This window comes from Candidatus Nitrotoga sp. M5 (genome assembly GCF_927904885.1).
Classification (GTDB): domain Bacteria; phylum Pseudomonadota; class Gammaproteobacteria; order Burkholderiales; family Gallionellaceae; genus Nitrotoga.
In genome coordinates this window covers 36,341-51,266 of sequence record NZ_CAKMNW010000067.1, presented here as the reverse complement: position 1 = coordinate 51,266, position 14,926 = coordinate 36,341, and the positions used below count along the sequence as shown (strand labels likewise).

Here is a 14,926-nt window from a genome sequence, read left to right as displayed (position 1 = left end):
ACGAATTTTCATCATCAGTGAGAAGTTATGAGGGGCGTTAAAAATTCAGCTCTAGACCGATCAGGGCGCGAGTAAAAAATTGATTGTCTTCACGAATTTCACATAAAGCCATTTTAATTACGATTTAAGCAATTAAATAATCATAATGATTACCATCACTAGCGCCCAGTTGTCCACTTGGCTAGCACTGTTTATCTTCCCTTTCGTGCGCATCCTGGCCATGATCGCCAGTGCTCCTATACTGGGAAATAGACAAGTTCCGGTGCGTATAAAGATCGGCCTGTCTATCATGTTAACCATAATCATTGCACCGACATTGACTATACAGCCTAATGTCGACCCAGCCACTGCACTTGGCTTTTTAATTATGTTTCAACAGATTCTCGCCGGGTTAGCAATAGGATTTACCATGCGCTTGATTTTCACCTCGATAGAAATGGCTGGAGATATTATCGGCGTTCAAATGGGTCTGGGTTTCGCTATTTTCTTTGATCCAAAGAACTCTTCCTATGTGCCAGTGGTAGCTCAATTTTTAGGTACCATCGCCCTGCTCATTTTTCTCAGCATGAATGGGCATCTCCTCATGCTGGAAGCGTTAGCAGACAGTTTCCACATTTTTCCGGTTAATAGCACAACCTCTTCGGCAATCGCGTTGCATACTCTGGTCTCATGGGGCAGTAGCATTTTCTCTAACGCATTACAACTAAGTATGCCAGTGATCGGCACGCTGTTAATTGTCAACACGGCACTTGGCATCCTAACACGTAGCGCGCCACAACTTAACATCTTAGCGGTCGGCTTCCCTATTACTCTGATAATCGGTTTTGCAATGGTGATGCTGACACTACCCTACATCGTACCGCTATTAGAAAATATCACCCGCGCCAGCCTGAACACTGTACTGCACATCATGCAATTACTTAACAAATCATAATAAGGGCTCAGGGTGCCTAAAGCAAATTCAAGTTTCAGGGTAAGACACGATAAACAAGTGCGAACGCGGCATGTAGTCGATTGAGCATGCTCTAATTTTTTAGATTTTAGCAGTATTGTGACGAAACTGGGTAAGAAGGACATTCACAAAGCGGCTGCTCGCAAATTGCCCTTCTAGAAGTGCCCTACATTCCTTTCCCCAAAATAGCCAAGTACATTTCATGCAAAGGCACTATTTTTTGTACAGCGCCCAGCTTAATGGCTTCCTTGGGCATACCAAACACAACACACGTAGCTTCATCCTGCGCCACCGTGGGAGCACCGGCATTCAGCATTTCCTTTAAGCCGCGTGCACCATCGTCACCCATGCCCGTCATGATAATGCCAGTGGCATTTTTTCCTGCACACTTGGCCACCGAACGAAACAGCACATCCACTGACGGACGGTGGCGGTTAACCAAAGGGCCATCTACCACTTCAACATGGTAGTAAGCGCCGCTGCGTTTAAGAAGCATATGTTTGCCGCCGGGCGCAATCAGAGCGAGACCTGGGATAACGCGATCGTCATTTATTGCCTCTCTCACTTCAATTCGACACAGACCGGTGAGGCGTTTGGCGAACAAAGCAGTGAATTTTTCCGGCATATGCTGCACGATAACAATGCCAGGGCAAACTCGCGGCAATACTGACAGCACAGCTTCCAGAGCCTGGGTGCCGCCGGTCGACGTGCCGATGGCAACAATACGTTCTGTGATTCGCGCCATGGAGTGCGCAGTGGCTGCAGAAAGAATAGCATCGGCATTTAGTTTTCCGGCTACTTTCGGTCGAGGTGTTACTGCTCTGACTTCGTTACTAACATTGGCTTGGGATTTGGCTTGGGCTGCGGCTCTGACTGCAGTCGCTAGATCATTAGATGATTCCTGCAAAATATTTTTCAAACTTACTTCAGGCTTGGTAATAATTTCAACTGCGCCAGCGATAAGCGCCTGCATGGTGATTTCTGCACCTTTTTCCGTTATGGCAGAACAAATCACCATCGGCGTGGGTCGTTCAGCCATAACTTTTTTAAAAAAGATAATGCCGTCCCTGCGCGGCATGTCTATGTTTAGCACGATCACATCCGGCCATTCTTTATCCAGTTTTTGCATGGCAAGAATAGGGGTGGACGCTGTTCCAATTACATAGATGTCCGGCTCTCGATCCAATCTCGCCTGTATCGTCTGCCTTACAACAGCCGAGTCATCAACTAATAAGACTTTGATTTTTGTCATTTAGGGTAGCCTATAAATCATGCCCTGGTTGTACCGAGCTTGCACACCTAGACATAACCTGTATTGATATCAAATACAATCTGCCGATGGCTATACCTGCTTATTCCATTTTTCAATGAATAAATTTGCATCGAATTGTGTATGACATCTCAAATGGCTAAGGAGCATAAAATGCACCATAAAGCTATTATCGCTTTAGAAAAAAGAACAAATCTTTGGCTGCAAACACAAATCCTTGCGAAGGAAAAAACGATCAATGGATATGCTTTACATAGATAAACTTTTGCATACACCAGCATTATTTTCACAGCCGATTAAGTCACACCTACTATTTTTTTAACACAAAGAAACATTTTGCATGGCTTCATTTACGTAACGATCATCCAGAGACGACATTGACGTCCTTTTTCGGGAGGGTTGTTGGTAGTGACAGAGGCCACCTGTCACTTTTTTAGATGCCACATAGTTATAGGAACGCCATCCGAGAAAGGGACGAATGCGAGTATTTATATCACCGAAAAATTCCTCAGCTGTAAATATATCTCAATGACATTTTTAGACTGTTTCATGGCTTGCGATATATAGATGGGGAAACCAATTTAAGAATATCGGTAATTCCATTAAGGCTTTCAGAATGGCTGACAATAAAGTAACCACCCGATTTCAAAAATGGCAATATGCGTGCAACAACTTGGCGTTTTGTCTCTCTATCGAAGTAGATCATGACATTACGTAAAAAAATAACATCAAATTCACCCATATTAGGTAACGTTGTATTTAGGTTGATACGCATGAACTGCATGTGACTACGAAGGTTGCGCTCAACCATGAACGTACCTTCTTCAGTACCGGTTCCCTTCAGGCAATGCTTAGCGAGTAACGACTGTGGAATATTGTGCGCCCGATCTATGTCATACTGCCCAGTGCGGGCTTTGTTGAGCACGCGAGTACTGATATCGGACGCGACTATTTCCCAAGACGTGCAACACAAGCCGTCGGCAAGTGTCATGGCGAGACTGTAAGGTTCCTCACCGGTCGAGCTGGCAGCACTCCACAAACGAAATTTTTTACCTGCTTGTACCTTGGGCAAAATTTGTCCTCGCAGAAAATCGAAATGTTTGGGCTCGCGAAAAAAATAGGTCTCGTTCGTGGTAAGCAGATCCAGTGCAATCTGAAATTCAGCTGCGTCGGTACGCCGAGTAATCAACCGAAAATACTCACTATAGCTGGACAATCCATGATGCTTCAGCCGTTTGGACAAGCGTCCTGCGAGCAACGCTTTCTTTGAGTCGGAGAGACTAATCCCGGTAGTAAGATGTAACCATGTGCGGAACTGGTTAAACTCATCATCGCTTAGCACTGCGGCATGCATAAATTTATGTCTACCCTTTTTTTGGAATCTTAGATCGACCAAGAGTGGAGGAATGCCGGGGTAGAGGAACTTAAGTATAGCCGACTAACGATACACCTATAAAGTAACGCAAAGCCATACCCATTCCTAATTCAGCACTGGATTGCTTTCGACAAATATTACAAACTCTTCAGCTGGCAACGGACGGCTATAATAATAACCTTGAACCTCATCACAGCCTCTTACACGCAAAAAATCCAGTTGCTCCACCGTTTCCACTCCTTCCGCGATGACCTTTAATTTGAACTGGTGGCCTAAACTAATTATGGAACGCACGATAGCCGCATCACTTGTAATGAGAAAATCTTTACCTCATTGATGAAGGTAATCCCATCTATGTCAGGCATACTCACATCGCTGATCATGAGGTAAATTTTTGCCGCTTCAGTTATGTCACTATATCCTTGTCATCGCACCGTTCAATCACGTCTTAATGCACTGCTTACGACCTGCCATACGTTGGCGGAGACGTCAATCACCCATATTTTCATCTAAAAAAATATGCAATTTGATATTTAACAGCCGAGCTGGATTTTGTTCCTCGAAAATGTGCATTTGGTCCTAGTTAGCATAGAGTGTCTTCATCTCCGTCTCTTTGACGGTCATATTTCTCAGTTCACCGGCGTAATTATTGAGGCTTCTAACTTGTTCCAACATATCGTTGCAGCTATTCATTGGCTCCCTGAGGGAATCAATTACGATGTTTAGAGATGACTCGCTTTGCGAAATTAACGCCGTTGCTTCGCCCTTTGTACTACCTACGAATTCGTTAACAGCGCTATATAAAACACTTACCGACGCTTCCAGTTTTGCGTTTATACAAACAAAACGTTTGGTCAAGTCCATGATGGCTGTTTCGGTCTGATTACAAGCGGTCTTCACTTGCCTGGAGCAGATTGGCATCACCTCTGTGCATACTTCTTCCAAACCACCTGGAATAGAATTCGCAAGCTCAATTTCAAATCTAGCATTCGCATTACCCATCTCTTTTGCTACGTCTAGCTTTAGCAAAGTACGATGGCGGCTAGCATCCCACTTTCCAACGGCCACTGATACTCCAATCAGGATTACAGCAGATACAATGTTGGCCCAATCCATCCCGCCCAGAAATAGCAACAATAAAGAGCCGACAGTGCCAATGCCCAATGCAATACCCCAACAGAATATGGCTGTCACTTTGTGTGCTTCCGCATTAAATTTGTGATCTGCTATCATTTTGCTTAATCCCCCACGTTCTATTAAGGTTTTATCTAAAATGAAATCATCAAATAGTTAGCGGATATATTTCAAAAGTCTTGAATGCTAATACGGATTTATATAACATTTAGTGACAGATAATATTATATGCAATTGATATTATTTAATTAAGTTACATTAAATATTCGTTAATCCTGAGTGTGATACTTGCTAGCAGATAGAAAGCGCTGGCAAGAAGCAGCAGGCCAGTAATATGTTAGCGTTCGTAGTGTTATTTTCGAACAATGGTCTGCCGATCACTGGCACCTTTGAGATCCATCTTGTAAATATGGATGAGACATCGTCAACGAGTATGGTGAATTCTCAGACGCGTTTTTGCTTAGCACCGGCAGAACTGTCCGATATCCCAATCTGGACAAACTCATGAGCCAACAAAAAGTGAAACGCGCCCAGATATTGGAGCTGAAGAATAAGAATAAAATCTAAACAATAGCCGTCGAAGCAAAAGGTTGTAATTACTTGCCATGTGCACCCTCTGAGTAAACGTTACAAGACGACGGCATGTTACCCTCCAAATACTGGTATGGTAATGCGCCGCAATGGTTGCATCAGTAAACTTTTGCTGCAACGTGCTAAGAGTCACCAGAAATCCATCCAGTTATTGAAAAATAAGATACGGAAAACCAGATTTATTCGTTAATTCCCATAAACAGGCTGGATTTGAGAGGATATTTTCTCCAATTAATCTATAGCTTGAACCGTAAATGCCGTAACAAGTAAAATTGGAATTGTTCTGCTACAATCGTCAACAACGAAAGTAACTGTACATATTTATAATATATTTTGTACTTACCGTTGAGCATGACTTACAGAATTAATTTTAAATTTACTTTAAATAACATATAATTAGCGACTAAACATTAGTATGCCATTTACTTGACATGTTAATAGTGGATGATTTCGAACAGCGTTGTATTCTGACGAAGTGGAATAGGCATACAAGCCACAAAGCGACTGTTCACAAAATTAGGATTTTTAGAGGGCTTTTAATTCAAAGCGTTTGAATATTTTAAATTCAAGCTCTCTGAAATGTGCTTGTCAGTTTTAATCTGCCATTATATTAGCAGCGATATATTGAAAACCTGTATCAATAGCTTGCCACTGCAATCATTATGATACCAATCATTACTACCAGCCAGAGTAACGATCCAAGTCCCAGCTTACAAGATCAAATCATGAATTCAACTGAGTTCAAAACAGAGATAAAATGTTGTATCGAATAGGCCATAGTCAGCGGGAGCTACCACTTTCAACACGCCTGATCCTAGGGCACCGTGTATGGTGACATTTCATGTCGTTGCACCAAGGTATATCAAGAAACACCTTGGCTGACACAGAATGATCGATCGACTCAGCCAAGATTTGCGCTACTGCTTTTTTAATTTAATTTATTGATTAAAAGACAGCTTTAACAGCTAAATGCGACACAGCCAAATACATCCCCATATGACAAATAATCACAATTCCTCGTACGAAGACACTGCACATCAATCGATCGAGAAAGATCCACATTATGTGACAGCTATCACAGAAATGGCGGATCATAAGGAAGTTATTGCCTCTGAGGATATATACACGTCCAATGGGGTCAAACTAATTACAAAAGATACGACTATTAATAGTAGTCAGCGTGAAGGGTTGATCAAGCACAAGCTGTGTAAACCAATTGATAAAAGCCTTATAGTCCAAGACGGTATCACGGTAGATTTCCTAGCAAAAGAAGTTACTCGTCTAATTAAGGAAAATGCCAGTCTGCAATATTTGGCTGTCTTCAATGGAGATTTACGGGCACTGCCTCAAGAGCTCGTACTTTTAGTACTATCACCGCATATGGCGTTCAAGCTTACCGTTGCCAAAGAGCAGCGTCCACATTTGTTCCAACGTCTACTGCTTGTGACCGTGATTGCTCATTACCTGGCAGTACGTAAACAACTGTCAGAAAAGGATATGAAAAATTTGCTGTGTGCGGCCCTATTTCTTGATTTGGGCGAACTTCATATCGACCCTGAATTGCTGAATTCAACAGGTAACCTCAGTGAAACCGAGCGTTGCCACATCTATGCACATCCAATTACAGGCTCACTTATTGTTCGTGAAGTGGGAGGCATTGATCCTGCCGTATCGGCCGCGATTCAACAGCACCATGAGAGGTTGGACGGCAGTGGTTATCCCCATGGGTTGCGTGACGAACAAATCGGCACTTTAGCCCGTATCGTCAGTGTTGCCGATGTCAGCGCTTCCATTTTTGCTCGTTTCGGCAGCAACGAGCGGTTGAGCACCTTTATGCGACTTAATGCAAATAAGTACGACCGTGAACTACTTTCTTTTGTTCTTGAAGGGTTTAGCCATATGGCTCATTGCACTGTTGCCAACAACAATGTCCAGCTAGCTCGACTTGAAGCGATTTCCCAACTATTTGAAACATGGGGTAAGTTTCGCGCTTCACTTAGCCTGTCGGCTACTGACAGTAGCAGCCCGACTGGAGCGCTGGATTTCATGTTCGAACGTATGGGTAATTTACGTTCATTACTATTTCAATTCGGCTTCGACTCTGGCAGTCTGGAGCTGATGGTCGAAATCGCAATGGCTGACCCTCAGATTGCCAACGAGCTGTCTGCAGTACTAGACGAAATAGATTGGCAATTCCAAGATCTCGAACGGGAAACTTGCCGCCACAGAGAGACCATCCGTGCGGCCTTGAACGAAGGTGATAATCATCAACTCGATAGCTGGACTAAAGATCTGCTTGCTTACCTCGCATCACAATGACTTTGCGACAATATATCGCGTAAATTTAACAGTTAGATCTTCTCTATCACTTCAATAATAGTCATATTTTTTATCTTTGGCCTACAACCAAGCAGAGCAAGTTAAAGCGCTTCAATGGTCTACATCAGCGGATTAGCAGCCTGTAAATCTTATACATATTTCGCTTATGCGTTGCTTCTATCGCTGCTTCTGTGCTCCTATTACCAGGTCACCTAAGTGGTTCCAATATTCACGCAGCTCGCCACCTGAATTTGCCTGCAAAAGTTGCACTTCAGAGTTGTATCCGCCATGCTAAACTGCCAATGCAGGAACATAAGTACAATTTTTTACATAAAGTCAAAAAGCGATAACCCTGACACCGCTAGAAAAGATTTCTGCGCTGCTTCAAGAGTAATTTTTTGCTGGGTTAAATCGCTAATCGCCTTGTTCAAATCCACATCCTGCAGTTGCGATAGCGTCTGCTTGAACTGCACTCCCATATTTTCACCTGAAATTTGCAACGAATCCAACTCACGTAGGCGAGACCCCAACGAGGCGCGCACTGTCGTAACATTATCGATGCCGCGATCCAAATTATTTAACGCCTGATTGTTACTATTGGTAAAGTCTGCTGCTGCAACCGCCCCTCCCAAGGGATTAGGTGTTCTCAGGGCAGTAATTAAATTGGAGATAGTCTCGAATAAACTTTCGTTGGTGCTGGGCGCTGCGGTGAATACATCACCGTCCGCTGGCGCCCCTGTAATATCAAACTGCATGCCATCAAAACTAATTACCTGCCCGCTGACATAAGGAGTACCCGGTGCTACGGGCACCGGCACTGCTGCTCCCGGCGTAACATTTGTTACACCATAAGTTGTCACACCCGCAGCCACGCTGAACGTCACTTGATAATTATTTCCAGTAAGTAACGCCGGATCAGTAACCACTCCTTGGCTGACAATGCCACTCCCGGTATTCGCGGTTGCTGCTTGGGCAATAAACTTTCCATTGCCATTTTTGACGCGCATAAAAATGTCTGCACCGGAATCGCTCGCCGCCATTTGTCTGGAACTATCGACCTGAATAAGGCGCTGACCATCATCAGTCTGATACTGGACACCAGCAATGCCGTTAGAAAAAGGTTGAGTTCTGCCCTGGAAGCCAGAAAATAGATAATTACCTACTCCATCTGTGCTGTTTGCCAACGACAGTAATTCATCCAAACGTCCACTTAAATCCGTCGCAAGCGTTTGCCTGTCAGAGCTATTTAATCCCCCATTACCAGCGTTAACCGCTATCGTTCTGACGTCTTGCAGCAAATTAGTCACGCTTTGCAAAACGCTTTCAGCCAACGAGGCGGAATGCTGCACAGCATTCCGGTTGATCGCATACTGTGAATTAGTAGCATCTGCTTGCGATATCTGTAATGCGCGCGCTGAAGCTATCGGATCATCTGCTGGCGTGAGGAGGCGCCGCTGAGTGGCGATCTGCTGCTGGGTGTGCAACAGCTTGGACTGATGCTGATTAAGCAAATTTACGTTGGCATTGTAAATACTGCTAGTGCTAATACGCATGGCCCGTTACCCCCTATAAACTTAATAAAGTATCGAACATGGTGTTGGCAACTTGAATCACTCTGCCCGCCGCTTGATAGGCACGTTGGTAACGCAGCAGGTTGGCCGCCTCCTCATCCAGGTTCACTCCGGAGATTGATTGTTGAGATTGAATAACCTGATTAACCATACTGGTTTGAGCTAGGCTAGTCATTTCCAGTTCGCGAGTTTTATTACCAATTTGACTGACCAATTGCGCATAAGCACCCTGATAAGAAGCAGTTCCGCCCGCCACTGTATTTTGGGTTTGCAAATTTGCCAATAGCAGCGCATTACGATTGTCAGCTGTAGCGTTTGTATTACTGGTAACCGCAAAAGTATCCCCAGCAGCTGGGCTACCGTCAATCTGCACGGTAAAGCCATTGTAGGTGATAGGGGCACCCTCGGTATAAGCCACGCCAGCAACCGGAGAGCCTGGAATACCGGTGCCCGTTACAGTAAATGTGGTCGGTGGACTATCGAAAACAATACTGACTGGTTGCTGCAAATTAGCATCAACAGGGAAAACAGAATTGACCGTGCCCGCGCTAATATGGCCTGAGCCTACATTTGCCAATGATGAAGTTGTCCGAATTGGCGCTGCTGCTGCGATTTTGGAGGTGTCACTGATGGCAACAGCAATATCACGTGCTCCATTTACAGTCGGACGTATCATGTAGCGATCACCCGTCACTGCTCCCCCGGTGGTGGCGATCGTAAGTCCGTCCACTGTTTGTGGCAAAGTTGCAAAGGAGGTAACTGTATTATCTGAAAGGCGCGTCAGTGTATAGGCGGTCCCTCCGTCAAATCGTAATGAATAATCACTGCCGGTCAACGCTGAAGAACTGGCAATGCTAGCATTAATGGTAGCGGAACCTGTATTTCCGGAATTGCTATTAACTAATGGCACAGATTGAGTAAAGAAATTACCGCCCAAATCGCCATTCAGATCCTGCCCTAGCTGATGCTGTTGATTAAATGTATCTGCCAATACTATGGCAACCCGGCCCAAAGCATTTTGTGCAGCATCCAGCGACTCATTGCGGAAGTCTAATAGCCCTCCCAAATTACCACCCTGAAAACTATTTTGCTGCGCACGAATAATGCTTGAACCTGAATCATACGCAATTTCAAGTCTGGAGGGATCACTGAGCGACTGAACAGCCTTCAAAACAATGGGCTTCTCCCCCACCACCAATGATTGCCCCGCGCCTATGAAAACATTGAGAGTACCATTGCTTTGCTTGACTACATTGGTCTTGACTTCTTGATTTAACAGTGAAATCAGCTGATCACGCTGATCCAGTAAATCATTTGGCGTATGTCCTGCCGCTTGTACCTGTACGATATTCTTATTCATCGACGCAATCTGCTGCGCATAGCTATTAATGGATGTTACGCTGCTGCTAATCTGTCCATTTATGCTGCTATCAATGTTGGTCATACGCTGATTCAACGACTGAAATCTCGACGCCAAAAACTGTGCGCTACTCAGCATGGCTTGCCGCGCAGCTTGCGACTCAGGCGAACTGCTAACATTGTTTATTGCGCTGAAAAGATCCTGTATTGCAGGCGACAGACCGGCATCAGAATCGGCTAGCATATTGTTGATCTGTCCGATCTGCTGAAAATTGGTTTCTAATTGACTGGCCTGTGCCTGACCTTGCAAAACCTGAGTAGACAGAAACTCGTTATATATTCGTTTGACAGTACTGACATCGACCCCCTGGCCAATAAATCCTGCGCCTGTATCCAGAGATATGCGTGCGGTCTGTACGATCTGCTGTCTATTAAAACCGGGCGTATTTGCATTGGCAATATTGTGTTCAACTGTCGACAACCCAATTTGGGCTGCATTTAATGCACTGATCCCACTTCCAAAAATTCCGATTCCCATAAATTCCTTGCCACACTTTACGTGTTTAAACTTATCGTATGTACTCAGCGCAAAATGAAAGAATATGATAGATCACTATTCTTCCTTTGTTTATAAGGCAAAAGTCATTCAACTAACCTTAATGCTCAGGACGTTATACAACTTATCGGCACCCTGAAAAATTTCTTAAGTTAACGACGTCATTAACTTATTGTATCTATCCGATTCATAACTGATATCAATTTGTCCGCATAATTTGGATCAGTCGCATAACCTGCTCGCTGTAAGGCATGGGCCACTTCATGGCTTCCCTGCCCTGGCTGTAGTACTTGTGCGTAGCGTGAATTGTCTCGTAATAGACGAGCATAGTCGCTGAATGCTTCGGTATAAGATGAATAAGCACGGAATTTTTCTACTTGCTTACTTGCAACTCCATTGTGGTACTCAGTAGTCAAAACTTCCGCTACCTTTCCATCCCAGTTAGCACCAGCTTTGATACCAAACAGATTGAAACTGGTACTGCCATCAGAATGTCGAATTTCCCGTTTGCCCCAACCACTTTCCAGTGCAGCCTGCCCCAGTACCAGATGCGTCGGCACACCGGTTTCCTGACTCGCTTGCATTGCATGAGGTGTCATATTACTTACAAAGATTTGCTGTAGAGAGGGCGGTTGGGAAGGACTGCTATTAATCTCATTCGCAACGCGATCTCCATATGGCACAGGCATCGCACTAGCAGAGTTTGCTGGTGCTGGCGCAGCCAATACAGATTCTGCCCGTGTCTGAGCAATATCAGAGCTGGATGGTCGGCTCAACTGCTTGATCATGATGTCAGCCAAACCTATTCCTCGACTGGATATGTTCTGAACCAATTGTTGATCCAGCATCCCAGTAAACATTTTGGTCTGTTCGCTATCGAATATGCCGTCTTGCGGAGTAGCATCACGCATGGATTTCAACATCATGCCCATAAATACTGTTTCAAACTGCTGCGCCACCAGTTTTAGTGCCTGATCTGGCGACTGTTTGGCCTGTAATCGTAACTTGTCCAAGCTTTGTGCACTGACCGCCAAGCTTCCGGTTAAATCGGTATTGCCAGAAATGTCGATTGGGTTAATCATTATCAGTATCTCAATGAATTAAAGTATCTAAATTTAGGTTGACAATTGATGCAGAACAGAGGGATGTTATTACATTTAATGGCGTGCTTATTAAATGATATCGAGTTCAGCACGCAACGCCCCAGCAGACTTCATCGCCTGCAAGATAGCTAGCAGATCTTGGGGAGTTGCGCCTATCGAATTCAGCGCCTTCACCACTTCGCCTAACGATACGCCTTTATCCAACATAACTAACCGTCCCTCGTCGGACTTAATGTCGATCGTATTTTTTTCCGTTTGTACCGTTTTACCGTCGGATAAGGGGTTAGGTTGACTCACCGTAATATCAGAATCAATCACTACCGTCAGGTTGCCGTGTGATATCGCAAAATTCTGCAACGTCACCATCTGATTCATAGCGACCGTACCGGTGCGTGCATTTACGATCACGCGCGCCCTTCCCCGAGAGGGGTCAACCTGTAAATTTTCAATCTGCGAAACGAAAGCCACGCGCGCGGTGCCTATTGGCGCACGCACCTGAATTGTGCGTCCATCCAATGCAGCAGCAATTTCCGTAGATGGCGAGAGATTAGAATTAATTGCAGCGACAAGGCGTGTTGCAGTAGTGAAATCCATGGACTTTAATTCCAGATGGATAAAATCACCCTGTCCCAATACTGTCGGCACGGATCGTTCTATTGTTGCACCACCGGGAATGCGTCCGACACCTAAGTGATTAACCTGTACCTTGGCATTGCCGATAGCCGCCCCCACACCGCCAACTAGTAAATTGCCCTGCGACATCGCATATACCTGACCGTCTGCACCTTTGAGGGGCGTCATTAAAAGTGTTCCTCCGCGCAAGCTTTTTGCATTACCCATCGAAGACACTGTAACGTCTATCGTCTGTCCGGGACGTGCGAAAGGGGGAAGCATTGCTGTCACCATTACCGCTGCCACATTTTTCAATTGCAAGGTAATATTAGGCGGCAGACTGACCCCCATTTGCGTCAGCATACTGACCACGCTTTGAACAGTGAATGGTGTTTGAGTTGTCAAATCACCGCTATTATCCAGACCAACAACCAAGCCATAACCAAGCAACTGGTTTTCTCGCACACCCTGAATGCTGGCGAGATCCTTGATTCGCTCAGCATACGAGGTAGTAGGCACAGAAACTATAAATGCCAGTATTAATATTTTGAAAATATTAATACTGTGTTGGAATATAGTCATCACACTAGCCTTTTTCAAAACGGCAACACTGACATGAATACACGTCCGAGCATGCTCGTAATTACCGACATATCAATGCCACTGGCACCCTTGTATTCAATGTGAGCATCCGCTACTTGAGTAGATTGCACGGTATTACTGCCCGTAATAGTGTACGGATTGACTACGCCGGAAAAACGGATGAACTCATTAGCTTGATTAATCGCTACCTGTTTTTCACCGCTGACTAATAAATTGCCATTGGAGAACACTTCAACCACAGTCACTGTGACGGTGCCGGTAAATGTGTTATTACCCGCAGTATCATTTTTGTTCGCCAAACTGCCGTTTGTGGTACTTCCAATGCTTATTCCTTTCATCTTTAGCTGATCTCCCGGAATTTGCGTAATGATCGGCGTTTGCACAGAAATACTTCCTTCGTGTTCCGCACCGGTACTCGATTGACCGGCAGCTGAAGTGGTTTCAGAAATAATAATAGTGAGGATGTCACCCACGTTACGTGCACGTTTGCCTTCATACAATGGTCGCTCGCTCTGCCCAGCTTTAAAAATGGCGCCGTTATAGCTATCAGCCCCTATTTTTTTATCGGGCGAACGTGCAGTCATAGGCTGATGAATATCAGTCGATGGGGTAACCGCGCAACCCACAAGAACCAACATTGCTCCACATGTAATCCAGCTAGATAAATTCAACATTACGCATCTCACTCCACTTACAACTGCGCTAATCTTTGTAACATTTGATCCGAAGTCGAAATTGCTTTCGAGTTGATTTCATAAGCACGTTGTGTCTGTATCATGTTAACCAGCTCTTCAACTACGTTCACATTGGACGTTTCCACATAGCCCTGAATCAACGTTCCGGCACCATTTGTCCCCGGTGCATTGGTGTTGGGCGATCCAGACGATGCAGTTTCTACAAATAAGTTTTCGCCTTGACTTTGCAGGCCCACTGGATTAATAAAAACAGCCAATTGCAAACTGCCTACCTGCACTGGTGTCACAGTCCCGGCCTGCGTCACCGACACTGTACCGTCTCGGCCTATAGTGACATTGGTAGAATTGATAGGAATAGTTAAAGCAGGTTGCACTACAAAGCCGCTAGAAGTCACCAACTGCCCCTGCCTATCAGACTGAAATGACCCATCTCGTGTATAGGCCGTTGTACCATCCGGCATTAGTACCTGAAAAAACCCCGCACCTTGTATCCCCACATCAAACTGATTACTCGTTTGCTGCAGACTACCTTGGGTTTGAATGCGCTCAGTGGCAATTGGCCGCACGCCGGTGCCGATTTGCAAACCGGACGGAATCTGAGTTTGTTGCGAAGATTGCGCGCCAGGCTGACGTATAGTTTGATATAGCAAATCCTCGAATACCGCACGCGAACGTTTAAATCCGGTGGTGCTAACGTTCGCAAGATTATTTGCGATGACGTCCATTTGAGTTTGCTGCGCTTCCAGTCCCGTTTTAGAAATCCATAAGGAACGTATCATGACCACT

Annotated in this window: 12 protein-coding genes; 2 read left to right on the top strand and 10 right to left on the bottom strand. The window is 44.9% G+C overall.

Going from position 1 to position 14,926, the window contains the following annotated elements; all coding sequences use genetic code 11:
• The first annotated feature begins 145 nt into the window (after positions 1-145).
• Entirely contained in the window at positions 146-934 is a 789-nt protein-coding gene (gene fliR, locus MJ770_RS12505; protein WP_239254900.1) for a flagellar biosynthetic protein FliR, read from the top strand.
• 184 nt (positions 935-1,118) lie between these two features.
• On the opposite strand, the gene MJ770_RS12500 is transcribed toward fliR, so the two are convergent.
• From MJ770_RS12500 to MJ770_RS12485, 4 genes are all read right to left on the bottom strand, one after another.
• On the bottom strand, positions 1,119-2,204 hold the full coding sequence (locus tag MJ770_RS12500) for a protein-glutamate methylesterase/protein-glutamine glutaminase (RefSeq protein ID WP_239254899.1): 1,086 nt from the start codon (positions 2,202-2,204) through the stop codon (positions 1,119-1,121).
• Between the two features lie 565 nt (positions 2,205-2,769).
• Complete coding sequence (locus MJ770_RS12495) at positions 2,770-3,576, bottom strand: CheR family methyltransferase (protein ID WP_239254898.1); 807 nt, start codon at positions 3,574-3,576, stop codon at positions 2,770-2,772.
• Between the two features lie 126 nt (positions 3,577-3,702).
• The gene (locus MJ770_RS12490) at positions 3,703-3,894 is read right to left on the bottom strand and encodes an EAL domain-containing protein (RefSeq protein WP_256448834.1); all 192 of its coding nucleotides are present in this window, start codon (positions 3,892-3,894) and stop codon (positions 3,703-3,705) included.
• Between the two features lie 282 nt (positions 3,895-4,176).
• Positions 4,177-4,830 (bottom strand): hypothetical protein, encoded by a 654-nt coding sequence (locus MJ770_RS12485; protein ID WP_239254896.1) that lies wholly within the window; start codon positions 4,828-4,830, stop codon positions 4,177-4,179.
• Positions 4,831-6,318: 1,488 nt separating this feature from the next.
• On the opposite strand from MJ770_RS12485, the gene MJ770_RS12480 reads away from it, so the two are divergent.
• A complete protein-coding gene (locus MJ770_RS12480) occupies positions 6,319-7,641 on the top strand; it encodes an HD-GYP domain-containing protein (RefSeq protein WP_239254894.1) in 1,323 nt (440 codons plus the stop codon).
• Between the two features lie 326 nt (positions 7,642-7,967).
• Here the strand turns inward: MJ770_RS12480 and flgL are convergent, their stop codons facing one another.
• From flgL to flgG, 6 genes are all read right to left on the bottom strand, one after another.
• Positions 7,968-9,194, bottom strand: coding sequence for a flagellar hook-associated protein FlgL (flgL, locus tag MJ770_RS12475; RefSeq protein WP_239254892.1), 1,227 nt, complete (start codon positions 9,192-9,194; stop codon positions 7,968-7,970).
• Between the two features lie 13 nt (positions 9,195-9,207).
• Entirely contained in the window at positions 9,208-11,109 is a 1,902-nt protein-coding gene (gene flgK, locus MJ770_RS12470) for a flagellar hook-associated protein FlgK (protein ID WP_239254890.1), read from the bottom strand.
• Positions 11,110-11,291: 182 nt separating this feature from the next.
• Positions 11,292-12,209, bottom strand: a complete 918-nt coding sequence (gene flgJ / locus MJ770_RS12465) for a flagellar assembly peptidoglycan hydrolase FlgJ (RefSeq protein WP_239254888.1) — start codon at positions 12,207-12,209, stop codon at positions 11,292-11,294.
• A gap of 90 nt (positions 12,210-12,299) precedes the next feature.
• Entirely contained in the window at positions 12,300-13,424 is a 1,125-nt protein-coding gene (locus MJ770_RS12460) for a flagellar basal body P-ring protein FlgI (RefSeq protein ID WP_239254884.1), read from the bottom strand.
• Between the two features lie 14 nt (positions 13,425-13,438).
• Positions 13,439-14,119: a flagellar basal body L-ring protein FlgH gene (locus MJ770_RS12455; protein WP_239254883.1), complete on the bottom strand. Its 681-nt coding sequence runs from the start codon at positions 14,117-14,119 to the stop codon at positions 13,439-13,441.
• Positions 14,120-14,136: 17 nt separating this feature from the next.
• Positions 14,137-14,919, bottom strand: a complete 783-nt coding sequence (flgG, locus tag MJ770_RS12450) for a flagellar basal-body rod protein FlgG (RefSeq protein WP_239254882.1) — start codon at positions 14,917-14,919, stop codon at positions 14,137-14,139.
• Positions 14,920-14,926 lie beyond the last annotated feature (7 nt).